The 23,078-nt window shown below is 72.2% G+C and carries 21 protein-coding genes and 1 pseudogene; 7 read left to right on the forward strand and 15 right to left on the reverse strand.

Going from position 1 to position 23,078, the window contains the following annotated elements:
* Positions 1–9: 9 nt before the first annotated feature.
* Complete coding sequence (locus ACZ4EF_RS09930; RefSeq protein ID WP_402711751.1) at positions 10–801, forward strand: SDR family oxidoreductase; 792 nt, start codon at positions 10–12, stop codon at positions 799–801.
* Here the strand turns inward: ACZ4EF_RS09930 and ACZ4EF_RS09935 are convergent.
* The 3 genes from ACZ4EF_RS09935 to ACZ4EF_RS09945 form a co-directional block, all read right to left on the reverse strand.
* Positions 782–1,270: a GNAT family N-acetyltransferase gene (locus ACZ4EF_RS09935; RefSeq protein WP_401311650.1), complete on the reverse strand. Its 489-nt coding sequence runs from the start codon at positions 1,268–1,270 to the stop codon at positions 782–784. The genes ACZ4EF_RS09930 and ACZ4EF_RS09935 overlap by 20 nt on opposite strands.
* A 76-nt stretch (positions 1,271–1,346) precedes the next feature.
* Positions 1,347–2,966 carry a malate synthase A gene (gene aceB, locus ACZ4EF_RS09940; RefSeq protein WP_467503757.1) on the reverse strand — a complete coding sequence of 540 codons (1,620 nt, stop codon included), beginning with the start codon at positions 2,964–2,966 and terminating at the stop codon, positions 1,347–1,349.
* Between the two features lie 129 nt (positions 2,967–3,095).
* On the reverse strand, positions 3,096–3,761 hold the full coding sequence (locus ACZ4EF_RS09945) for a nucleotidyltransferase family protein (protein ID WP_401856060.1): 666 nt from the start codon (positions 3,759–3,761) through the stop codon (positions 3,096–3,098).
* 118 nt (positions 3,762–3,879) lie between these two features.
* Between ACZ4EF_RS09945 and ACZ4EF_RS09950 the strand changes: the two genes are divergently transcribed.
* Positions 3,880–5,598, forward strand: a complete 1,719-nt coding sequence (locus tag ACZ4EF_RS09950) for a protein kinase domain-containing protein (RefSeq protein WP_467503759.1) — start codon at positions 3,880–3,882, stop codon at positions 5,596–5,598.
* Positions 5,599–5,670: 72 nt separating this feature from the next.
* Positions 5,671–5,988, forward strand: coding sequence for a DUF5955 family protein (locus tag ACZ4EF_RS09955; RefSeq protein WP_355338983.1), 318 nt, complete (start codon positions 5,671–5,673; stop codon positions 5,986–5,988).
* Between the two features lie 79 nt (positions 5,989–6,067).
* Here ACZ4EF_RS09955 and ACZ4EF_RS09960 read toward each other — a convergent pair whose 3' ends face one another.
* Positions 6,068–6,844 carry an IclR family transcriptional regulator gene (locus ACZ4EF_RS09960; protein WP_391049472.1) on the reverse strand — a complete coding sequence of 259 codons (777 nt, stop codon included), beginning with the start codon at positions 6,842–6,844 and terminating at the stop codon, positions 6,068–6,070.
* A 217-nt stretch (positions 6,845–7,061) separates the two neighbouring features.
* On the opposite strand from ACZ4EF_RS09960, the gene allB reads away from it, so the two are divergent.
* The gene (allB, locus tag ACZ4EF_RS09965; protein ID WP_467503762.1) at positions 7,062–8,423 is read left to right on the forward strand and encodes an allantoinase AllB; all 1,362 of its coding nucleotides are present in this window, start codon (positions 7,062–7,064) and stop codon (positions 8,421–8,423) included.
* Between the two features lie 74 nt (positions 8,424–8,497).
* On the opposite strand, the gene ACZ4EF_RS09970 is transcribed toward allB, so the two are convergent.
* Genes ACZ4EF_RS09970 through ACZ4EF_RS09985 form a run of 4 tightly spaced genes read right to left on the reverse strand, consistent with a single transcriptional unit; the run spans position 8,498 to position 13,085 of the window.
* Positions 8,498–9,853, reverse strand: a complete 1,356-nt coding sequence (locus ACZ4EF_RS09970) for a GH1 family beta-glucosidase (RefSeq protein ID WP_355338992.1) — start codon at positions 9,851–9,853, stop codon at positions 8,498–8,500.
* A 19-nt stretch (positions 9,854–9,872) separates the two neighbouring features.
* The gene (locus ACZ4EF_RS09975; RefSeq protein WP_355338995.1) at positions 9,873–10,742 is read right to left on the reverse strand and encodes a carbohydrate ABC transporter permease; all 870 of its coding nucleotides are present in this window, start codon (positions 10,740–10,742) and stop codon (positions 9,873–9,875) included.
* Positions 10,735–11,733, reverse strand: coding sequence for a carbohydrate ABC transporter permease (locus tag ACZ4EF_RS09980; RefSeq protein WP_355338998.1), 999 nt, complete (start codon positions 11,731–11,733; stop codon positions 10,735–10,737). The genes ACZ4EF_RS09975 and ACZ4EF_RS09980 overlap by 8 nt, the downstream gene beginning before the upstream one ends.
* Before the next feature lie 11 nt (positions 11,734–11,744).
* A complete protein-coding gene (locus ACZ4EF_RS09985) occupies positions 11,745–13,085 on the reverse strand; it encodes an ABC transporter substrate-binding protein (protein ID WP_391163612.1) in 1,341 nt (446 codons plus the stop codon).
* Between the two features lie 148 nt (positions 13,086–13,233).
* Between ACZ4EF_RS09985 and ACZ4EF_RS09990 the strand changes: the two genes are divergently transcribed.
* Both ACZ4EF_RS09990 and ACZ4EF_RS09995 read left to right on the forward strand, forming a co-directional pair.
* A complete protein-coding gene (locus ACZ4EF_RS09990) occupies positions 13,234–14,541 on the forward strand; it encodes an ROK family transcriptional regulator (protein ID WP_467503766.1) in 1,308 nt (435 codons plus the stop codon).
* A gap of 93 nt (positions 14,542–14,634) precedes the next feature.
* A complete protein-coding gene (locus ACZ4EF_RS09995; protein ID WP_391049479.1) occupies positions 14,635–15,459 on the forward strand; it encodes an AIM24 family protein in 825 nt (274 codons plus the stop codon).
* Between the two features lie 50 nt (positions 15,460–15,509).
* On the opposite strand, the gene aroA is transcribed toward ACZ4EF_RS09995, so the two are convergent.
* From aroA to ACZ4EF_RS10010, 3 genes are all read right to left on the reverse strand, one after another.
* Complete coding sequence (aroA, locus tag ACZ4EF_RS10000; protein ID WP_467503768.1) at positions 15,510–16,745, reverse strand: 3-phosphoshikimate 1-carboxyvinyltransferase; 1,236 nt, start codon at positions 16,743–16,745, stop codon at positions 15,510–15,512.
* Positions 16,746–16,843: 98 nt separating this feature from the next.
* Entirely contained in the window at positions 16,844–18,043 is a 1,200-nt protein-coding gene (locus ACZ4EF_RS10005; RefSeq protein ID WP_467503770.1) for a cytochrome P450 family protein, read from the reverse strand.
* Positions 18,044–18,099: 56 nt separating this feature from the next.
* Positions 18,100–18,723: a bifunctional 4-hydroxy-2-oxoglutarate aldolase/2-dehydro-3-deoxy-phosphogluconate aldolase gene (locus ACZ4EF_RS10010; protein WP_355339016.1), complete on the reverse strand. Its 624-nt coding sequence runs from the start codon at positions 18,721–18,723 to the stop codon at positions 18,100–18,102.
* Positions 18,724–19,130: 407 nt separating this feature from the next.
* Here ACZ4EF_RS10010 and ACZ4EF_RS10015 point away from each other — a divergent pair, with 407 nt between their 5' ends.
* A complete protein-coding gene (locus tag ACZ4EF_RS10015; RefSeq protein WP_355339019.1) occupies positions 19,131–19,481 on the forward strand; it encodes a hypothetical protein in 351 nt (116 codons plus the stop codon).
* Here ACZ4EF_RS10015 and ACZ4EF_RS10020 read toward each other — a convergent pair.
* The 4 genes and pseudogenes from ACZ4EF_RS10020 to ACZ4EF_RS10035 form a co-directional block, all read right to left on the reverse strand.
* A complete protein-coding gene (locus ACZ4EF_RS10020; protein WP_467503772.1) occupies positions 19,453–20,265 on the reverse strand; it encodes an arylamine N-acetyltransferase family protein in 813 nt (270 codons plus the stop codon). The genes ACZ4EF_RS10015 and ACZ4EF_RS10020 overlap by 29 nt on opposite strands.
* Positions 20,266–20,312: 47 nt before the next feature.
* The gene (locus ACZ4EF_RS10025) at positions 20,313–20,639 is read right to left on the reverse strand and encodes a hypothetical protein (RefSeq protein ID WP_467503774.1); all 327 of its coding nucleotides are present in this window, start codon (positions 20,637–20,639) and stop codon (positions 20,313–20,315) included.
* A 120-nt stretch (positions 20,640–20,759) separates the two neighbouring features.
* Positions 20,760–22,307, reverse strand: a pseudogene (locus ACZ4EF_RS10030) (lysyl oxidase family protein).
* Between the two features lie 181 nt (positions 22,308–22,488).
* Positions 22,489–23,034, reverse strand: a complete 546-nt coding sequence (locus ACZ4EF_RS10035; protein WP_402711641.1) for a CchlQ — start codon at positions 23,032–23,034, stop codon at positions 22,489–22,491.
* Positions 23,035–23,078: the final 44 nt, after the last annotated feature.

Raw genomic sequence — 23,078 nt, forward strand, 5'->3', positions numbered from 1 at the left:
GCCGTCACCCTGGTCACCGGCGGCACCGGCACCCTCGGCCGCGCGCTGGTCGACCGGCTGCTCGCCGCCGGCCGCCCGGTACGCGTGCTCAGCCGCGGCCCGCGCGGGGCCGACGACGCGCGGCCGTACGAGTGGGCGGTCGGCGACCTGCGGACCGGCGTCGGCATCGACGGCGCGCTCTTCGACGGCGTCGGCACGATCGCGCACTGCGCGACCACCAACGGCCGCGGCGATGTCGAGGCCACCGAGCGGCTGACCGGAGCGGCGGTGCGCGCGGGCGGCGACCCGCACCTGGTGTACATCTCGATCGTCGGCGTCGACCGCGTCCCGCTCGGCTACTACCGCGCCAAACTCGCCGCGGAGACCGTCGTGGAGCAGTGCGGGCTGCCGTGGACGGTGCTGCGCACCACGCAGTTCCACGACCTGGTGGCCCGGCTCACCGTCGCGCAGCGGCGGCTGCCCGCGATCCTGACGCTGTCCGGAGTGAGCTTCCAGCCGGTCGACGTCACCGAGGTCGCGGACCGGCTCGTGGAGCTGGCCGGAGGCGAACCCGTGGGCCACGCACCGGACTTGGGCGGTCCGCAGATCCGCAGCGCCGCCGATCTGACCCGCGCGACCCTGCGCGCGGCGGGCCGCCGCAGGCTCGTCGTACCGCTGCGGCTGCCCGGCGCCCTGGCGGGCGCGCTGCGCGCGGGCGGCAATCTGACCCCCGATCACGCCGACGGCCGGATCACCTACGACTCCTGGCTCGCCGCCCGCACCCCGCCGAGGAAGCCGGGGCTCACAGCGCCCGGTGCATGATGTGCAGGCCGACGTAGCCCAGACGCGGATGCCGGAACCCCTCGGGGACCGTACCGATCACCCGGAAGCCCAGTGACTCGTACAGCTTCACCGCGTACGTGTTGGACTCCACCACGGCGTTGAACTGCATGGCGCGGAAGCCCTCGCGCTCCGCCCAGCGCAGCGCCTCCTCGCACAGCGCGCGGCCCGCACCGCGGCCGCGGTGCGCGGGGTCGACCATGAAGCTGGCGCTGGAGACATGGGCGGCGTTGCCGCCCTGGTTGGCGTTCATCTTGGCGGTGCCGAGCACCGTGCCGTCGTCGCCGACGGCCACGACCGTCCGCGCGGGCGGCGCGAGCAGCCAGTAGTCCCTGGCCGTCGCCTCCGGGATGTCCGTCGGATAGCTGAAGGTCTCGCCGTCCGCGCAGATCCGCCGCAGGAACGGCCAGATCCGCGGCCAGTCGGCCTCGGTCACATCACGGATGAGCATGCGGAGCAGCATGAACGGCCGCCGGCGCCGGGTGCAAGCGCGTTTCGGCGCGGCGGCCGTTCCCGGGCGCCGGGGCTCAGTCCGCCAGCAACTCGTAGGCGGGCAGCGTCAGGAAGTCGACGTACTCCGCGTCGAGCGCCGTGCGCAGCAGCAGCTCATGGGCCTCGGTCCACTTGCCCGCCGCGAACGCCTCCTCGCCGATCTCCTCGCGGATCGCGGCGAGTTCGTCGGCGGCCACCCGCAGCACGAGGTCGTGGGTCGCTTTCTCGCCGTTCTCGAAGACGACCCCCGCGTTGATCCACTGCCAGATCTGCGAGCGGGAGATCTCGGCGGTGGCGGCGTCCTCCATCAGGTTGAAGATCGCCACCGCGCCGAGGCCGCGCAGCCACGCCTCGATGTAACGGGTGCCGACCTGCACCGCGTTGCGCAGCCCGTCGAAGGTCGGCTTCGCGTCCAGCGAGGCGATGTCGATCAGTTCGGCCGCGGTGACGTGCACGTCCTCGCGCAGCCGGTCCTTCTGGTTCGGCCGGTCGCCGAGGACCGCGTCGAAGGAGGCGCGGGCGATCGGCACCAGGTCGGGGTGCGCGACCCACGAGCCGTCGAAACCGTCCCCGGCCTCACGGTCCTTGTCCGCCCTGACTTTCTCGAACGCGACCTTGTTGACCTCCGCGTCGCGCCGGGACGGGATGAAGGCGGCCATCCCGCCGATCGCGTGCGCGCCGCGCTTGTGGCAGGTGCGCACCAGCAGTTCGGTGTACGCACGCATGAACGGGGCCGTCATCGTCACCGCGTTGCGGTCCGGGAGCACGAAACGGGCGCCGCCGTCACGGAAGTTCTTGACGATGGAGAAGAGGTAGTCCCAGCGGCCCGCGTTCAACCCCGAGGCGTAGTCGCGCAGTTCGTACAGGATCTCGTCCATCTCGTACGCGGCGGTGATCGTCTCGATCAGCACGGTCGCGCGCACGGTGCCCTGCGGGACGCCCACGTAGTCCTGCGCGAAGACGAACACGTCGTTCCACAGCCGGGCTTCGAGGTGCGACTCGGTCTTGGGCAGGTAGAAGTACGGGCCCTTGCCGAGGTCGATCAGCCGCTGGGCGTTGTGGAAGAAGTACAGGCCGAAGTCGACCAGGCCGCCGGGGATCTGCTCGCCGTCCACGGTGAGGTGGCGTTCCGGCAGGTGCCAGCCGCGCGGGCGCATCACGACGGTGGCCAGGTCCGCCGGGTCGCCGAGCGCGTACGACTTGCCCTCGGGGGAGGTGAAGTCGATCCTGCGCTCGTAGGCGTCGATCATGTTGACCTGGCCGCCGATGACGTTCTCCCAGGTGGGGGCGGAGGCGTCCTCGAAGTCGGCGAGCCAGATCCGCGCACCGGAGTTCAGCGCGTTGATGGTCATCTTGCGGTCGGTGGGGCCGGTGATCTCCACCCGGCGGTCGTCGAGCGCGGCGGGCGCGGGGGCGACCCGCCAGTCGCCGTCCCGGATGTGCGCGGTCTCCGGGAGGAAGTCGAGGGTGCCGGTGCGGGCGATCCCGGCGCGCCGCTCCTGGCGGCGGGCCAGCAACTCGGCGCGGCGGGGCGCGAAACGGCGGTGCAGCTCGGCGAGGAACACCAGCGCCTCGGGGGTCAGCACCTCCTCCGCGCGGGGGACGGGCCCGGCGGCCTCGGAGACGACGGCCGGAGACGGCGCTGATGCGGACATGCTGTCACTGCTCCAGAGTGCGAGTGTGTCTGGCGCCCGCCGGGGTGCGGGACTGGCACCGGGTGCCAGGGCCGGTCCGAGGTACGGGCGGTTCTGCAAGGTGGAGTATAGATTTCACAGTGCGGAAGTTCAACGCTTTGTGGCACGGGGTGCAGCCGCAGGCTCCGCCGGGTCCGGGGCGGGCCGGAGAAGCCCCAGGTCGGCGGGGGTGTCGATATCGGCCGGGTCGCCGATGTCCCCGCACTCCACGAGCACGGTGTGGTCGGCGTGCTCGCGCAGATACGTACGCGCCCCGCGGTCCCCGGTGGCGCTGCCCGCGACCCCGGCCCAGCGGGCGCCCCCGATCAGCACCGGGTGGCCGCGCCTGCCGTCGTACACCGCGGAGGCCAGGGCCGACACCAGGGCCTCGCCTCCACCGGCCGCCGCCAGCACGCGGGCGACGGCCGCCGCGCCCACGCCGGGCTGGTCCACCAGGCCGATCAGCGCCGCGGCCGGGGCGTCGGCCGACGCTGCGAGCGAGGCGAGCCCGGCCCGCAGCGAGGAACCCATGCCCTCCTCCCAGCGCGGATTGCGCACCACCACGCAGCCGGAGAGGTCGGCGCGCTCCACCACCTCGTCGGCCGCCGCGCCCAGCACCACGTGCACCGGGCCGCAGCCGCCCGCGCGCAGCACCCGTACCGCGTGCTCCACCAACGGCCGCCCCTCGTACGGCAGCAGCGCCTTCGGCCGCCCGCCCAGCCGCCGCCCGCCACCGGCCGCCAGCAGCAGTCCGGCTACCTCGCCCTTTGTGTGCATAACTCCTGCATACCGTGACGGGACCATGGCCGAACAGGCCGCGGTCGGCGTGGCGTGTTCCGGTATCGTCGGCGTGAGGGCCGGAAGGGGCGGTGACCGGCCGAGGGAACGGGGACTGATGGGCGCTCAGCACTTCCAGCCGCTGACGGCCGAGGATCCGACCGGCGTCCCGGGCTACCGGATCAGCGCGCGGCTCGGCGGGCGCGTCTACCTCGCGCACGCGCCGGGCGGCATACCGGTCGCGCTCCGCCTGATCGACCGGCTCCCGCCCGACGTCCACGCCCTGCGGCAGGTGCACGGGCCCTACGTCGTCCCCTTCGTCGACGGCGGCACCGACGACTCCGGCGCGGGCCCCTGGCTCGCCACCGCCTACGTCCCCGGCCTCTCGCTGCGCACCGCCGTCACCACCACAGGGCCGCTCCCCGTCCCCAGCGTTCTGCGGCTCGTCGCCGGAATCGCCGAAGCGCTGCGCACCATCCACCACCGCGGGCTCACCCATGCCGCCCTCACCCCCGCCCACGTCCTCCTCGCCGCCGACGGCCCGCGCGTCAAGGACTTCGCCCTGACGGGCGCGGCCGCATCCGATACGTCAGCCGCCGCGTCGTCGGCGAGCCGGACGGCGCCCGCGGGCGCCGCGGAGGGCTCGCCCGCCCAGGGACCGGCGCCCGTCTCGCTCATGGGGGAACCCGTCGCCGACGAGCCGCCCGCCGCGGCGGCGTTCCTGGCGCCCGAGCAGCTGGCGGGGAAGGCCGGGGGGCCCGCGGCCGATGTGTTCTCGCTGGGGCTGATCGCCGCGTACGCGGCCGTCGGAGGGGCGGCCGTCGGGGGCGGGGAGGCGGATCTCAACGAGCTGCCGGGGGAGCTGCGGGAGATCGTGACGCGGTGCCTGATCAAGGACCCCGCGCTGCGGCCGTCGCCCGCGCAGATCATCGCGATGTGCGCGCAGGCGGCGCCCGACGCGTCGCGGCGGCGGGCGGACCGGTGGCTGCCGCCCGCGCTGCTGGCGGCGATCGTTCCGGCGATGCCGCCGCCCGCGCCGCCGATACCGGTGGCGCCGCCGACCGGGCATCCGGGATCGCTGCACTACGGGTGGGCGCGGCCGAGCGCCGGGCACGTACCGTACCGCCCCCACCTGCCGCACTTGCCGCACCTCCCGCGCCCGCCCGCCCGGCGCCGGGGCGGCACCGTCCTGGCGGCGGTCGCCGCCCTGGCGGTCGTGGCCGCCGTCGGGGCCGTCCTCCTCGACCGCTCCGACGACGACCACCGCGCGAGCGGCGCGTCCACCGCCTCCACCGCGCCCGCCGCGGCGCCCACCACCTCGCCGCCGGACTCCGGCGCAGGAGGCGGGGACGCGACCGGCGCACCCGAGCAGCCGAGCGGCATCCGTTACGCGGGCATACGGCTCCCGGCGGGCTCGGGCCTGTCGCTGACCCAGGACCCGCCCGTGGTGCTCCCCGGCCCCTTCACCGGGGACATCGGCTTCACCCCGGAGCCCGAGGCGTTCGGCACCGACCCCGCCCACGGCACCGTCGCCCTGCTGGACCCGGCCGCGCCCGACACCCTCGCGGGCTGCCGCGGTGCCGCCGCCGCAAGCCCTTCCATCCCGCGGGACTCGGTGAGCGCGGGCTCGCGCGTCTGCGTACAGTCCGCCGACGGCACGGTCGCGCTGGTCGTCTTCCGCGCGCTGACGCCGAAGGGCGCTCCGGCACCCAGTGCCAGTCTGGACGTCACCGTGTGGCGGACCGAGGGGCGCAGCGCCGAGGCCAACCAGGACGGCATTCCAAACCCACAAGCGCTCGGCACAGTGAATTTGGCGCATTTTTCGAAGACCGTATAGCGCGACCGGCTTCGCGTCGCGTTAACTGATCGGCCCCGGAGGCCACGTCGGAGAACCGGGGGCGGAGTGGGTGTGAGGCAGAAGTACGCGCTGGGGGAGACACAGGTGGTCAGTGCGCCGGGGGCGGCGGAATTACGGGCGGCGGTGGCTCGCGTTCAACGGGAACTCGCGGCGTATCGCCCGGCGTTGCCGGACCGCGCCGTCGCGGAGGACGAGCTGGCCGTCCTGGCCAGGCTCGCCGCGCAGCCGGCGCCGGCCGCGATACGCGACGCCGAGGCCGTTCGGCACTCTCTTTTACTCGTCGCCGCCGCTCTCGGTTCGGTCAGCGCCCTGACCGAACCGCTCGCGGAGCTGCACGAAACGGTGGAGCGCGCGACGCCGACGTGCTGACCGTGCGGGTGCCGTTCTTCGCGGGCGCCGCCCGTGCGTGGGCCGGTCCCGGTCCATGGACGGGCGCAGGCGGTGCGCCTCAGGAGGACGGCGACGGCGCCGTGGTGGTGGCCAGGGCGAGCGACAGGGCCTGGGCCACCTCGTGGAGGACGGGGATGATCTTGTCGGTGGCGGATTCGGTGACGCGGCCGGCCGGGCCGGAGATGGAGATGGCGGCGGCGGTGGGGGAGTCGGGGACGGTGACGGCGAGGCAGCGGACGCCGACCTCTTGTTCGTTGTCGTCCACGGCGTAGCCCATCGCACGGATGCGGCCGAGTTCGGTGAGGAAGTCGTCCGGGTCGGTGATGGTGCGGTCGGTGGCGGCGGGCATGCCGGTCCGGGCGAGCAGGGCGCGTACCTCCTCCGGGGGAACGTCGGCGAGCAGGGCCTTGCCGACGCCGGTGGAGTGGGGGAGGACGCGGCGGCCGACCTCGGTGAACATCCGCATGGAGTGGCGGGAGGGGACCTGGGCCACGTAGACGACCTCGTCGCCGTCGAGCAGCGCCATGTTGGCGGTCTCGCCGGTGGCCTCGACCAGTTCGGCGAGGTAGGGGCGGGCCCAGGTGCCGAGCAGGCGGGAGGCGGTCTCGCCGAGGCGGATCAGGCGGGGGCCGAGCGCGTAGCGGCGGTTCGGCTGCTGGCGGACGTATCCGCAGCTCACGAGGGTGCGCATCAGGCGGTGGATGGTCGGCAGCGGGAGCCCGCTGCTGGAGGACAGCTCGCTGAGCCCCACCTCGCCGCCCGCGTCCGCCATGCGCTCCAGCAGGTCAAAGGCCCGTTCGAGGGACTGGACGCCCCCGGCGCGGTCAGCAGACACGTGCGATCCCCTCGGCAAGGTCGGCGTTCGTCGGCAATCATGGCGGTGCGGCGGTACGGCAGTGCGCGAAGGCGTCGGCGGCCAGGTCACCAGCCGTGCCGACGGTGTTGCGAAATGCGGTTTCCGCTCTGCGGAAGCTTACACGCCCTTGACGGTGTGCGGGATCTTCCTGCACATTGCGTTTCAACGAATTGTTGAAGGTGTGGTGGGAGGGTACGTGAAGGACGCGGAGGAACTGATCCTGCGCTCGCGGCGCGTCGTGACGCCGGAGGGCGAACGGCCCGCGGCGGTCGCCGTCAGCGGCGGAGTGATCAGCGCGGTGCGGCCCTACGAGACCCCCGACCCGGCCGGTGCGCGCGTGGTCGACCTCGGCGACGACGTCCTGCTGCCCGGCCTGGTCGACACCCACGTGCACATCAACGACCCCGGCCGCACGGAGTGGGAAGGCTTCGCGACGGCCACCGCGGCGGCTGCGGCGGGCGGCATCACGACGCTCGTCGACATGCCGCTCAACAGCGTCCCGCCGACCACCACCACCGCGCATCTGACGGTCAAGCGGGACACCGCGCGCGGCCGGGTGCACACCGACGTCGGCTTCTGGGGCGGCGCCGTCCCCGGCAACGTCAAGGACCTCCAACCCCTGCACGACGCGGGCGCCTTCGGCTTCAAGTGCTTCCTTCTGCACTCCGGCGTCGACGAGTTCCCGCAGCTCGACCCGGCCGAACTGGAGGAAGCCCTCACCGAGTTGACCCGGTTCGACGCCCTGCTCATCGTGCACGCCGAGGACCCGGGGCTGATCGACGGCGCCCCGCGGCGCGGCGGCCCGCACTACGCCGACTTCCTCGCCTCCCGGCCGCGCGCCGCGGAGGACACCGCCGTCGCCGGTCTGATCGCGCTGGCCGAGCGGCTCGGCGCCCGCGTCCATGTGCTGCACCTGTCCTCCTCCGGGGCGCTGCCGCTGATCGCCGCGGCCAAGCGCGAGGGCGTCCGCGTCACGGTGGAGACCTGCCCGCACTTCCTCACCCTGACCGCGGAGGAAGTCCCGGACGGGGCAACGGAGTTCAAGTGCTGCCCGCCGATCCGCGAGGCCGCCAACCAGAACGCGCTCTGGCGGGCGCTGGCCGACGGCACCATCGACTGCGTGGTCTCCGACCACTCGCCGTCCACCGTCGACCTCAAGCGCAAGGACACCGGCGACTTCGCCGCCGCCTGGGGCGGCATCTCCTCGCTGCAACTCGGCCTGCCCGCGGTCTGGACCGAGGCCCGGCGCCGCGGCCACACCGTCGCCGACGTCGCCCGCTGGATGTCCGCGGGACCCGCCCGGCTCGCCGGACTCACCGCCAAGGGCGCCATCGCCGCGGGCTACGACGCCGACTTCGCGGTCCTCGCCCCCGAGGAGACCTTCACCGTCGACCCGGCCCGTCTGCACCACCGCAACCCGATCACCGCCTACGCGGGCAGGACCCTGCACGGTGTCGTACGCGGCACCTGGCTGCGCGGCGAGCGGATCGCCGACCACGGCGCGGTGACCGGCGAGCCCGTCGGCCGGCTCATCGAACGGCCGGCCGACGGGAGTTGAGGCCCCGTCAGGGGCGGGCGCGCGGAAGGGGTGCCGCATCCCCGGGACGGCACCCCTCATCCGCGACCGCGATCTCAGGCCGCGCGCCGCACCCGGCGCCGGTGGGCGGCGATGATGTCCGCGTAGCGGCGACCGCTGCCCTTGATCGTGCGCTTCTGCGTCGGGTAGTCGACGTGCACCAGACCGAAGCGCTTGTCGTAGCCGTACGCCCACTCGAAGTTGTCCAGCAGCGACCAGGCGTAGTAACCGGCCAGCGGCACCCCGCGGCGGACCGCCCTGGCGCAGGCGGCCAGGTGCTCCTCCAGGTAGGTGGCCCGCTCCGGGTCGTCGACCTGTCCGTCGGGACCGACGGTGTCGTGGTAGGCGGAACCGTTCTCCGTCACGAAGATCCGGCTCGCGCCGTACTCCTCGGAGAGCCGGACCAGAAGCTGCTCCAGGCCGTCGGCGTTGACCTCCCAGTCCATCGCGGTCCGCCGGACGCCCGGCAGGTACACCGACTTGGCGTACGGCGCGGGGCCCGTCGGGTCGTCCGTGATGACATTGCGGAAGTAGTAGTTCAGACCCAGCCAGTCCAGCGGAGCGGCGATCGACTCCAGGTCGCCGTCCTTGATCGGCAGGTCCACGCCGTACAGCTCCACCATGTCCTGCGGGTAGCCGCGGCCGTGGATCGGGTCCAGCCACCAGCGGTTGGTGTGTCCGTCCGCGCGCCGGGCGGCGGCCACGTCGGCGTCGCGGTCGGTGGCGGGCTCGCACGGGCTGAGGTTGTTCACGATGCCGATCCGCAGATCGGAGTGGGCCGCGCGCAGCGCCTGCACGGCCAGGCCGTGGCCGACGTGCAGGTGGTACGAGGCGCGGACCGCCGCCGTCAGGTCCGTCCAGCCGGGGGCCATGGTGCCCTCCAGGTGGCCGATCCACGCCGAGCACAGCGGCTCGTTGAGCGTCGCCCAGTCCTTGACCCGGTCGCCGAGCGCCTGCCCGACGACGGCCGCGTACTCGCCGTACCGCTCGGCGGTCTCCCGCTCGGGCCAGCCGCCCCTGTCCTGCTGCGCCTGCGGCAGGTCCCAGTGGTACAGCGTGGCGTTGGGCGTGATGCCCGCTTCGAGCAGGGCGTCGACCAGCCGGTCGTAGAAGGCGAGTCCGGCGGCGTTGACGGCGCCGGAACCCTGCGGGATCACCCGCGGCCACGCGATCGAGAAGCGGTAGGAGTCGAGGTCCAGGGCGCGCATCAGCTCCAGGTCCTCGGGCCAGCGGTGGTAGTGGTCACAGGCGACGTCGCCGGTGTCGCCGCCCGCGACCTTGCCGGGGGTTCGGGAGAAGGTGTCCCAGATGGACGGGGCCCGGCCGTCCTCGTCCACCCCGCCCTCGATCTGGTAGGCGGCGGTGGCCGCGCCCCAGACGAAATCGGCGGGAAGAGAGCTGAGGTCGTTCACAAGCAGCCTTTCGGTGGGGTCACTTGACGGCGCCGGCGGTGAGCCCGGCGACGAGGTAACGCTGGAGGAGGAGGAATCCGGCGACCACCGGCACACTCACCACGAGCGACGCGGCCATGACCTGGTTCCAGTACACGTCGTTCTGGCTGGCGTATCCGCGCAGACCCACGGCGAGTGTCCTGGTCGAGTCATTGGTCATGACGGACGCGAAGAGCACTTCGCCCCACGCCGTCATGAACGCGTAGACGCACACGGCGACGATGCCGGGGATGGCGGCCGGCACGACGACCCGGAACAGCGCGCCGAGCGGGCCGCAGCCGTCCACCTTCGCGGCCTCGTCGAGGTCGCGCGGGATGGAGTCGAAGTACCCGACCAGCATCCAGATGGAGAAGGGGAGGGAGAAGGTCAGATACGTGATGATCAGGCCGAGCCTGCTGCCGTAGAGCTGGATGCCCGTGCTGTTCCCGATGTTGACGAAGATCAGGAACAGCGGCAGCAGGAACAGGATGCCGGGGAACATCTGCGTCGACAGCACCGTGACGGTGAAGAACTGGCGGCCGGGGAAGCGGTAGCGGCTCACGCCGTACGCCGCGAAGATCGCGATGACCACCGAGAAGAGGGTGGCGCTCACCGACACGATCAGCGAGTTCATGAAGTAGTGCCCGAGCGGCACGGTCTTCCAGATATCGACGTACGGCCGCAGGGTGAGGCCGTTCGGTATCCAGTGGAACGTGCCCTGCACGTCCTGCAACCGCTTCAGCGACGAACTGAGCATCACGTACACGGGAGTGAGCACGAAGAGCAGCAGCAGGGTCAGAACGACCCGGCGGGTCCACAGGAAGGACTTCGGGGAGGCCATCGGCGACGGCTGCACGGGGATCCTAGGCATCGACTTCCCGCTTCCGTGTGAACAGCAGGTAGAACGCGGTCACCACGAGCAGGAAGAGCAGCAGGAGCACGGACATCGCCGAGCCCGAGCCGAAGTTCCAGGTGATGAACGACGACTGGTAGATGTGGATGGAGATCAGGTCGGCCGCGTGCGGTGCGGAGTTGCCGAAGAGCACGAACGGCGTGTTGAAGTCGTTGAACGTCCACAGGAAGAGCACCAGGACCAGTACCTGGTTCACCGGCCGCAGCGACGGCAGGGTGATCTTGCGGATCTGCTGCCAGATGCCCGCGCCGTCCATCGCCGCGGCCTCGTACAGCTCGCGCGGGATGTTCTGGAGACCGGCCATCAGGCACAGGAACGCGAACGGCCAGGACTTCCACACCGACACGATGACCAGCGCCCAGAAGCTGTTGTCACCGATCAGCCAGAACGGCTTGTTGGAGGTGAGGTGCAACTGGTCGTGCAGTACGTGGTTCACCAGGCCGGTGTCCTGCTGGAACATGAACGCCCAGGTGATGACGGCCGCGTAGACCGGCAGCGCGTACGGCACCAGGAAGATCGCGCGCATGATCGCCCGGCCGCGGAAGGCGTCCTGCATGAGGATCGCCGCCGCGGTGCCGATCAGCCAGGACAGGCCGACCGACAGGACGGTGAACATGACGGTCACCCAGAACGAGTGCAGCAGCGCCTCGCCGACGGGCTGGTCGAACTTGACCGCCACGCGGTAGTTGTCGAGACCGGTCCAGGGCGCGCTGCCCCAGTCGCGGATGAAGAACTGCGTGAGCCCTTTGAAGCTGATCACGATGCCGACGACCATCGGCACCAGGTGGATCAGCAGTTCCAGGATCAGTGCGGGGAAGAGCATGAGGTACGGCACGCCGACGCGGCGCAGCCGAGCGGGAATACGCGGCCGGAGCCGGCCCCTTCCGACGGGCTTGCCGTCGGAGGGGCCGGCCTCGGGAGCGCTCCGAGGAGGGGCAGTGGCAGTCATGGAGCCGATCCTTAGGAAGCGGGCATCTGCTGCTGCGCCTTGGTCAGCGCGGCCTTGACGGAGTCGGTCGAGACGTCCTTGCCGGCCGCGGCGTCCGCGAACAGGTCCTTGACCGCGGTACCGACCAGGGTCTCGAACTGGGCCTCGTTGGCGACCTGCGGCAGCGGGGCGGCGGAGCTGCCCAGCACGCTCGCGAGGGTCTTCAGGTCCGGGGTCTGGAAGGCGGGGTCGCTCTGCGCGGCCTTGACCGGCGGCAGCGAACCGTACGTCGAGTTGAGGGTCTTCTGCTCGGCGTCGCTGGTCATGAAGTTGACGAACTTCAGGGCGCCGTCGATGTTCTTGGAGTTCTTGAAGACCGCCATGTTGATACCGGCGACCATCGAGGTCACACCGGCGTCGCCGGTCGCGCCCGCCTGGAGGGTCGGGACGGGAACCACGCCGTACTGGTCGGGGTTCATGCCGTGCGACTTGATCGAGGTGGCGGCGGACTGCCACATCATCATCGCGGCCTTGCCGGTGGCGAAGTCGGTGATGGTCTGGTTCTGCGCGTACTCCGCGTTGCCCTTCGCGGCGATCTTGTCCTTGGCGATGAAGTCGACGTACTGCTTCACCGCGGCGACGTTGTTCGGGGTGTCGAAGGTCGCCTTGCCGGACGCGTCGAACCAGTCGGAGCCCCGCTGCTTGGCCAGCACGAAGGCGTGGTGGATGTTCTCGGAACCGTTGCCGCCCTCGACCGCGAGGCCGTAGTGGCCGTCCTTGGTGAGCTTCTTGCCGTCGGCGACCAGTTCGTCCCAGGTCTTGGGCGGGTTGGCTATGCCGGCGTCGGCGAACATCTTCTTGTTGTAGTACAGGCCGTACGCCATCGAGTACAGCGGCACCGCGGCCGGGTCCTTGCCGGCCGCGCCGGCGGCGGCGATCGACGCGGGCGCGAACTTGTCCTTGCCGCCGATCTTCGCGAAGGTCGCGTCGTCGAAGGGCAGCAGGGCGCCGGTGGCCTGGAGGGAGGCGGACCAGGTGTTGCCGATGTTCAGCACGTCGGGACCCTGGCCGGAAGTGGCCGCCGCGAGGATCCGGTTGAGCAGGTCGGACCACGGAATGACCTCCAGCTTGACCTTGATGCCGGTCTGCTGGGTGAACTTGGCGAGTTCGGGGGTGAGCACCTGCTTGTCGTTGTCCAGGCTGGTGCCCTGGTTGCTGGCCCAGTACGTCAGCGTCTTGCCGCCGCCGCCACTGGTGCTCTTGCCGCCGCTGCTGCTGTCGTCCGAGCCGCCACAGGCGGAGACGGTGAGACCGAGCGCGGCCACGAGGGCAGTGGCCGCGAGGAGTCTGCTGGAGGTGCTGGAGGTGCGCATAACGGGTCCCTCTCAGAGGTGGGTTCGCTTCAGGAAGTGAACAGCGCCTGTGCCTTAATTCAGGCCGTGATTTAACTTGTGAGAAAAGGTGGCGTCAAGACCCTGTGCAGCGATAGATTCACGCCGGACGAGACGGGAGGGCGACAAAGTGGCTGAACGCGGCAAGCGAACAGTGCGTGACCTGCGGCGGGGCAACCGTGCATCGCTTCTGCGTCATTTGTATTTCGAGGGACCCCTCAGCCGCCAGGAGTTGGGCCGGGACACCGGCCTCAGCGCCGGGTCGATCAGCAACGTCGTCGGCGAGCTGATCGCCGACGGCATGGTCGAGGAGGCGGGTGCCGTCGAGTCCGACGGCGGCCGGCCGCGCATCCTGCTCCAGGTCTCCGCCGGATACGGATACGTGGTCGGCGTGGACGTCGGCGAGACCCGCGTCAGGGTCGAGCTGTTCGACCTCGCGCTGACCGAACGGGCCGCGGCCGACCTGCCGTTGTCCGACAGCGGCCACGACGTCGACCACGTCGTACGGCTCGCGCTCGAAGGCATCGAGTCCGTGGTCCGCGAGGCCGGGATCGACGACAGCGAGGTGCTCGGCGTCGGCATCGGCGTCCCCGGCATCGTCGAGCAGGGCGACAACGCGCCCGGCGAGGGCGACGGCGTCGTCGTGCACGGCCAGACCATCGGCTGGGAAGCCGTCCCCTTCGGCCGCCTGCTGCGCGCCGGGACCGCCCTTCCGCTCTACATCGACAACGGTGCCAAGACCCTCGGCCAGGCCGAGATGTGGTTCGGCGGCGGACGCGGCTCCGGCAACGTCGTCATCGCCCTCATCGGCTCCGGCGTCGGCGCGGCCGTGGTCGCCGACGGCACCCCGTACCGCGGCGCGAGCAGCAGCGCGGGGGAGTGGGGCCACACCACGCTGCGGGTCGGCGGGCGCACCTGCCGCTGCGGCTCACGCGGCTGCCTGGAGGCGTACGTCGGCGCCGAGGCACTGCTCGGCCGCTGGCCGTCGGCGCCCACGGGGGTCAGCGAGGAGACCGGCCTGGCCGCGCTCATCGCCGCCGCCGACCACGACCCCGAGGCCGGGGGACTGCTCGCCGAGGCCGCCGAATACCTCGGCGCCGGGATCGCCGACCTGATCAACCTCTTCAACCCGCAGCGCATCGTCATCGGCGGCTGGGCGGGACTGCTGCTCGGCCCCCGGCTGCTGCCCACCGTCCGCGAGGTCGCCGCCGCGTACTCCCTGCACCACCCCTGCGCGCAGACCTCCATCGAACTGGGCAGGCTCGGCGCCGACGCGGTCACCGTGGGCGCCGCGACACTGCCGCTGGCCCGTTTCCTCGACGCGGGCGGCGAGCGGACCGTACGGCTGCCCGCGCAGCCCGCAGGGCCCGACGGCGGCGGCACGGCACTCGGCGGTCCGGGTCCGGCGCGGAACCGGATCGCGCGGGCGATACGTTGACGGTGAGGCTGGTGGTGTGCCGCGCCGGGGCTACGCTCGGGCCGGCGGCCACCCGCCCGCCGCACCTTGGCCCGTCGTCCTAGGAGTACCGCTGTGACCCTCCAGCAGCAGATCGTCGGCAACGCCATGCAGATGGCCGTCTGCACCCTCAGCCCGGGCCAGACGGTGTACTGCGAGGCGGGGAAGTTCCTGTTCAAGACGGCCAACGTCTCGATGGAGACGCGGCTGGGCGGCCCCGGCTCGGGCGGTTCAGGCGCAGGTTCCGGGTCCGGCTCCGGCGGCTCCGGTGTGGGCGGCATGCTCCGGCAGGCCATGGGCACCGCCATGCAGGTCGGCCAGCGCGCCCTGGCCGGGGAGTCGCTGGCCTTCCAGTACTTCACCGCCTCGGGCGGCGAGGGCACCGTCGGCTTCGCCGGTGTGCTCCCCGGCGAGATGCGCGCCCTCGAACTGACCGGCTCACGCGCCTGGTTCGCCGAGAAGGACGCCTTCGTCGCCGCCGAGTCCACCGTCCAGTTCGGCATCGCCTTCGCGGGCGGACGCCAGGGCATGAGCGGCGGCGAGGGCTTCGTCCTGGAGAAGTTCACCGGCACCGGCACCGTGATCATCGCGGGCGCGGGCAACTTCATCGACCTCAACCCCGCCGAGTTCGGCGGCCGGATCGAGGTCGACACCGGCTGCATCGTCGCCTTCGAGGAGGGCATCCAGTACGGCGTCCAGCGCATCGGCGGCCTCAACCGCCAGGGCGTCATGAACGCCGTCTTCGGCGGCGAGGGCCTGTCCCTGGCCACCCTCGAAGGCAACGGCCGGGTCATCCTCCAGTCCATGACGATCGAAGGACTCGCCAACGCCCTCAAGAAGTCCCAGGGCGGCGACAAGCAGGGGCCCACCGGAGGTCTGTTCTCCACGCACGCGGGCTGACCCCGGCCGCCGCCGTTCCGGCCGGGGCGGGGTCCGGCACGCAGTGTCGGTCACACGCCCCAGTCGGCGCGCACCGAGGCGAAGAAGGAGTGGAAGTCGGGGAAGGTCTTCTTCACGCAGCCCGGCTCGTCGAAGGTGGTGCCCGGCGTGCGCAGCCCGGCGACCGCGAAGCTCATCGCGATGCGGTGGTCCCCGTGGCAGGCGATCTCGACCGGCGCGGGGGTCCCCGGCGCGATCTCGATCCAGTCGCGTCCCGTGGTGACCGTGATGCCCTGGCGCCGCAGATTCTCCGCGCACGCCACCAGCCGGTCGCACTCCTTGACGCGGGTGTTGTAGACGTCCTCGATACGGACCGGCCCGTCGGCGAAGGGCGCGATGGCCGCGAGCGTCGGCATCGTGTCCGAGATGTCCCGCATGTTGACGGTGAGACCGCTCAGGCGGCCCGTGCCGGTGACGGTGGTGGCGTCCGGGCCGATCTCGACGTCGGCGCCCATCGACCGCAGGACGTCCACGAAGCGCAGGTCGCCCTGGAGGGCGTCCGCGCCGAGCCCCGGCACGGTCACGGTGCGGCCGGACAGCGCGGCGGCGGCGAAGAAGTAGCTGGCCGTGGAGGCGTCGGGCTCGATCGGGTAGTCGACGGCGCGGTAGCCGCCCGGCGGTACCACGAAGGTCGCGCCCTCGCGCGCCACCTCGACGCCGAAGCGCCGCATCATCGCCAGCGTGATCTCCACATAGGGCGCGGAGACCAGGTCCGTGACGTGGATCCGCAGCCCCTCGGCCATCAGCGGCCCCGCGAGCAGCAGCGCCGTCAGGAACTGCGACGACAGCCCCGCGTCCAGGTCGATCGCCCCGCCCTTGAGACCGTCGGCGACCACCGTCAGCGGCAGATGCCCCTCGGCCTCCTCGTGCGTCAGGTCCACGCCCAGCGAGCGCAGCGCCGTCGTGAGCGGCGCGACCGGGCGGCGGCGCATCTGCGCGGACGCGTCGAAGCGGTACGTGCCGTGGCCCGCGGCGGCCAGCGCGGGCAGGAAGCGGGCGGCGGTGGCGGCGTCGCGGCAGTACACGTCGGCCTCCGGCACGGCGGGCCCCGACGGGCGGCCGGTGATCCGCCACGCCTGCGGATCGCGCTCGACGCGGTACCCGAGCCGGGTCAGGCCCTCCGCGAACCCGTCGGTGTCGTCCGACAGCAGCGGCCGGCGCAGCACAGTGGTGCCCTCGGCGGCGGCGGCGAGAAAGAGCGCCCGGGCGGTCACCGACTTGGAACCGGGGACGGCGACGACTGACACGGGGTGCCTCCTGGCAGGTAAGGGGCGCGCGCGTACGGCTCGGCCGCCGCCGTGATTCTAGAGCCTGCCCCCGCACGGGCCCTGGCCGGGGAGAGCGGTCAGAAGGTCACCGGGAGGCGGTGCACACCGCGGATGAGGAGGCCGGGGCGCCAGGTCAGGGCGGCCGGGTCGGCGGCGAGCGCCAGGCCGGGGCAGCGGTCCAGCAGGGTCCTGACGGCGATCCGGCCTTCGAGCCGGGCCAGCGGCGCGCCGAGGCAGTAGTGGATGCCGTGGCCGAAGGCGAGGTGCCCCTGCGGGGAGCGGCGGATGTCGAACGTGTCGGGCGCCGGATAGCGGCCGGGGTCGCGGTCGGCGGACGCGAGGGCGATCAGGACGGAGTCGCCCGAGGGCACGCGTACGCCGCCGATCTCCAGGGTCTCGCGGGCGAACCGCCAGGTCGTGGTCTCCACCGGACCGTCGTAGCGCAGCATCTCCTCGACGGCGCCGTCGAGCAGTCCGGGGTCGGCGCGCAGGGCGGCGAGCTGGTCGGGGTGCCGGAGCAGGGCGAGGACGCCGTTGGCGATGAGGTTGACGGTCGTCTCGTGCCCGGCGACCAGCAGCAGGAAGGCCATGCCCACCAGTTCGTCGGACGAGAGCCGGTCGCCGTCCTCGTACCGCGTACGGATCAGCGCGCTCAGCAGGTCGTCGCGCGGCGCGGCGCACCGCTTGTCCTCGATCAGCTCGACCAGGTACTCCGACATGGCCTGGACCGCGTCGGCCTCGGCCTCGGGGCCGGTGGGGCCGACGATCTCGTTGGACCAGCCGCGGAACGCCTCGCGGTCCAGGTCGGGCACGCCGAGCAGTTCGCAGATGACGGTCATCGGCAGCGGGAAGGCGAGGGCGTCGACGAGGTCGGCGCTCCCGCCGGGCAGCATCGCCTCGACGAGGTCGTCGGTGATCGCCTGGACGCGCGGGCGCAGCGCCTCGACGCGGCGCGGGGTGAACTCCCGTGACACCAGCTTGCGCAGCCGGGTGTGCCGGGGCGGGTCGGCGTCCAGCATGTGGCTGGCGAAGCCGCCCGAGACGTCGCCGTCGGGCAGCAGCGACTGCCAGTTCTTGCTCAGCCGGGTGTCGGCGAGCGCGGCGCGCGCCTCGTCGTGCCCGACGACCAGCCACATGGCGCCGGTGTCCGCCGTCCGGACGTGGTGGACGGGGCCGCGCTCGCGCAGCCGCGCGTAGACGGGGTACGGGTCGGCGGTGAAGTCCTCGCCGTACGCGCGGGCGTAGACATGCAGATCCACCGTCTCCGGTGTGCTCACAGCTCCCCCTCGGGTCCGCGTCCCCCACGGACCAGCCTAACCAGGAGGCACGGCGTTCAGACGGTGTCCGCCAGCCGTTCCAGGAGCTCGGTCAGCCGTTTCGTCACGGTCTCGCGGTCGCCCGACGTCAGCGCCGAGCCCATGCCGACCGCGACGGCGCCCGACGCGACCCACGAGGGCGCGTCGGCCACGGTGATGCCGCCGCAGGGCAGCAGGGCCGCCTGCGGCATGATCGCCAGCACGTCGGTGACCCACGCGGGGGTGAACGAGGTGGCCGGATAGAGCGTCAGCGCGTCCGCGCCCAGCTCCATCGCCCGCACCACCTCGCCGGGCGTGGCGACCCCGGGGAACACCGGTACGCCGTACCGGTGGCCGGTCTTCAGCACGTCCTCGTCCAGGCTCGGCGACAGCAGGAACCGCGCGCCCGCGTCGATCGCCATCCGCGCCGACACCGCGTCCAGTACGGTCCCCGCGCCGATCACCGCGTCGTCCCCGACCTCGCGCACCAGCGTCGTCACCGCCTCCAGCGCGAAGGGCGTCGTCAGCGAGATCTCCAGCGTCGTCAGCCCCGCGGACAGCAGCGTGTCCGCCGTCGCCGCCGCCTGGTCGTAACTCTCGCTACGGATCGTGGCGAACACCCGCTGCGCCAGTGCGGCTCGCGTGGTTTCCCAGCGGTACACGGCGTATCGCCGTCCTTCCTGAGGCTGCGGGCTGCTGCGCGGGCGCACCGAAGCGCGCGGGCGCGAACGGACCGTGCGCCGGTGGGGCGGTGCACGCGATCAGCACGGTACCGGCAGCCGCCTCGCCTTTCGCCGGGGGTGGGGGCAGCTGTCACCGCAACGTGACATGAGAGGAGCATGAGACCTGCGGTAAGCCTGCCCCCCGTTCCGCCCCGCACCCATCCTTCGGCGCGGGGCGCTGGCGGGTTCGTTGCCGTGGGCGGTGAGCTGATCTTTTCAGGGGCGCGGGGAACGCACCTTCCTGTGTCCCAGATGGCGGCGGCTCGCCGGGGGGAACGGTTTTGCGGGGAGAGGACGGCGTCAGCCGTAGCTTCGGGGGCGGAGAAGCCGACCTTGGGAGGGGCCGCATGCGCACGCGTACCGCCGCCGTCGCCGTGACGACGGGCCTGCTCGCGGCAGCGACGTGTCTGCCGGACGGAAGCGCCGCAGCCGCGACCGGCAGATTCTCGTACACGTTCATGACGCGGCAGGGGCCGCTGACCAGTGTGCTGACCGACCCGCCGAGCGGGCAGTGCCTCGTGCTGCCGGAGGTGATCGGGCCGAGAGCGTACGGGGCGGCGTACGCGCCGTGGAACGAGACGGGGGAGACGGTGCGGGTCTATACGGGGGCGGACTGCACCGGCGGGTACGCGACGCTGGGCCCGCACAGCCGGCGCGCCCCGGAGCAGGTCACGCTGCGGGCGGTGTGGGTGGGGTGACGGCGGGCTCGCGGGGGAGGTCGAGCGAGAAGTGGGTGCGGTAGGCGGCGAGCACGGCCTCGGCGTCGGGGAGTTCGCGCTCCTCGCGCGTGCCGGAGGCGGTGAGGACGAGGGTGCGCCCGCTGAGCGTGGCGCGCCCCTCGGGGGTGAGGCGGGAGCAGATGAGGGACGTGCGGAAGTGCGAGCCGGGCGAGGTGCGCTGCCACCAGCAGGTGGCCTCGAAGTCCGCCAGCAGCCGGGGCCGCCGCTCCAGCAGATACTGCGGCTCACCGTCGCGCACGACGACAAGATCCCCCGCGTCCGAGTGGGCGTCGGCATCGGCGTCCGCGATCCGGAACACCCCTCCCGGATCGACCTGTTCACCCCGCTCGGCGTAGCGCAGCGGAAAGTGACTGTGGCGGCCGAAGCCGACATCGGCCAGCCACGTCTCGCCGTCCGCCGTCCGTACCCGCAGCGCGAGATGGTCGTACGGCGGCCCGACGCGGCCGTCCTTCCCGTACACCCGCGCGGCCAGCAGCTCCACCCCGTAGCCGAGCGAGCGCAGCAGCGCGCCGAAGGCGCCGTTCAACTCGTAGCAGAATCCGCCCCGTCGGTCCGTGACGACCTTCTCGAAGAGCGCGGGCTCGGTGAGCACGATGTCCTGGCCGAGGTGGATCGACAGGTTCTCGAAGGGGACGGCGAGCTGGTGCCGCAGGTGCAGTTCGCGCAGCCCCGCCGCGTCGGGGACGGCGGGCCGTTCGGCCCCGATGCGCTGGAGGTAGGCGTCGGCCTGCGAGGAGTCCATGCGCTCCTTTATACGTCCGCGCGCCCCGGCATCGGTGATCCCGGCCCTCAGACGAGCAGGTCCGCCAGGACATCCGTGGCCCGCACCACCCAGTCAGGATCACCGTGCCGCCGCCCCCACACGGCGAAGGCGTCCGGCTCGTGGACGTTCCCGGGGTGGGGGAAGGAGACCTTGAGGACGGCGGACCGGCCCTCGCCTTCGCGTACGGGCAGCACCACGCCGACCTGCCCGTGGACGACGGCCGCCTCCGGTACGCAGTCCCAGCGCTGGAGCAGTTCGTCGACGAGCGTCGGCAGCCCGGCGATCCACTCGCGGCCCCGGCCCGCCTCCCGCGCCACCGTGCCGCGCGCGAAGTCCTCGGGAATCTCGACCATCACGTCACCCTAGCCCGCGGCCCGCGCGCGAAGGACGCGAAGAGCGCGAAGGACGCGGAAGAGGGGCCCGGCCGCGAGGAGGGGAGGCGGCCGGACCCCGGACGGTCAACGCGCCCTGGATCAGGGCGCGTTGACCAGCTCGTACGCGGGCACCTTGACCGTGCGGTGGCCCGGCGTGCCGCCCAGGATCACCTTGCGCAGCGCCACGTTGTTGCCGTAACTGCTCTCCTTGAGCCGGTGGTCGGGGTTGGCGATCACCTGGATGTAGTACGTGCCGTTCGCCAGCTTGCTGATGTCGAAGGACTGGCCCGGGCGGTACTGCGAATACGTGTCGCCGTTGCCGACGTCCAGCACCTCGCGCACCGACAGCGCGCTGTGCTCACCGCAGGCGGTCGCCAGATCGGTGTTGTTCGGGTGCCAGTTGGCGTTCTTCACCGTGTAGTCGATGGCGTCGGTGTTGGCCAGGCAGAAGGCTTCCTTGCCGCTGCGGACGATCAGCTTCTTGTCGGAGCTCAGCAGCCGGTAGCTGGCGAAGTCCGAGAAGTGCCAGTGCTGGTGGCCGACGCGCGGGTCCCACTCCATGGTGCCGGTGGGCGTGTAGCCGACCTGCTTGCCCTTGGCGTCGTAGAAGTACTGGTAGGCGTCCATCTTCTCCTTGCCGGGAGTCCGGAAGCCGTCCACGACCAGCGGCGCCGGGCCCGCGTCCCACACGGTGGCGCTGAAGGCCAGGTAGTCGGTGCCGGTGGCCGGGGTGTCGCCCTCACCGCCGTCGCTGCCGTCGGTGATCGCGATGCCGTACGCGGGCAGCGCCCGCAGGTCCGGCTTCGGCACGTTGGACGGCACGCCCGCCGCGCCCGTCGGCCGGTGCGCGGCGGCCCTGAGCGTGCCCGGCGCGGAGCCCGCGCGCGGCTGTCCGCCCGGCAGCGCGGCCGACATCCGCGACCGCGCCGCGCCCGACCCGTCCTGCACGGTCCGCACGGTCACCTTCACCGTCGGCTGGTCGTTCGGAATCCCGAACACGTCCCGGTACTTCTTCGCCACGGAGATCTTCGCGGTCTACGTGCCGGCCTTCAGGTCGACCCCGCCGTCCGGGCCGATGCCCTGCGAGGCCGCCGCGGCCCAGCCCTTCTGGACGCCCCACACCGAGCCGAGCGTGAACGGGTTGTCGGAGCAGCCGTCCGGGTACGGCGAGGTGGCCGGGGCGTCCGGACGGATGCGGCCCGACGCGGAGTTCGGGCAGAAGGTGTCGCTGGTGCTCGCGACCTTCACGCCCTTGCTGTCGGTGATGGTCACCTGGAGGAAGCCCGGCAGCCCGGCGAAGTCCTTGACCAGCCCGGCGGGCAGCTTCTTCGTGACCGTCTTCGAGCCGCCGCGCGTCACCTGCGCGACGACCACCGGGTCCTTGTACGACTTACGGGTCACGCGGAGTTCGAACGGCGCCTTGTCGGCGGTGAGGTACGCGCCGAGGTCCAGGTAGACGCCGGTGTCGCCGTCGTAGCGGTCAGCGGTGACCGAGGTGGAGGCGGCCACCAGCTTCAGCTTGGGGGTCACGGGCGTCGCCGCTCCGGCGCCGGGTGCGGCGCCGACGCCGCCCGCGACCACGGCGAAAGCCGCCGCGGCCACGAGAGCCGAGCGCCTGAGACGTCGGCTGCCTTGGGTATGCGTCATCGAATTCCTCGCGTCCAGGTGCGGTTGGGTCTACCTGCGAACAGGGACGCGAGCGCGCACAGGTTGCCGCGCGGGCGAAAGAACGCCAATTTCTGTCCGGATAATGCCTTTACGGCATGTCGGGTGTACGCGGGCCGCGCCGTGTGCCCGTTCCGGAATCAGCTCGCGCCGAGCGCGGTCATCAACTCGCGTCGAGCGCGGCCCGGCAGATCGGGCACCGGTCCTTGCCGTCCCACTCGGACCAGCCGAAAGCCTCCGGTGAAAGGGAGAGACCTTCCAACTCCCTGCGCACGGCCACCCGGTAGGTCCACACCGCGCCGAGATAGGGGTGATAGACGTCGTGGAAGGCGACGGACGTCGAAGCGGCCCCCGCCGCGACCGCCCGCTGAACGGCGCGCAAGTGCTCGAACATCGCCTGGCCCGCGCCCGCGACGGCGGTGGAGGCGTCGATGAAGAGCCGCTCGCGCGCCTCGTAGATCCCGGCGTCGTCGAGCGCGGCGCGCGACGCGGCGTCCACGTCCGGCTCCGCGCCCGGATTCTGGGCGATCCGGCGCAGGCCCGCGTGGCAGACCCCGGTGGCGCTGATGAAGTCGATGTAGACCGCCCGGCGCCGCGCGTCGGTGCCCCGGCCGTCCTCGTGGCGGCGGCGCAAATGGTCGGCGAGCACGGTGCCGGAAATGGCGATGCCACCGCCGCTGAGCGTCGCGACGAGCGTTCCCCAGTCCACATCTGCCCCCAGTGATGCTCCGCGCCGCCGGTCCCCGTGCCGGG

This window comes from Streptomyces sp. NPDC025721 (assembly GCF_055558595.1).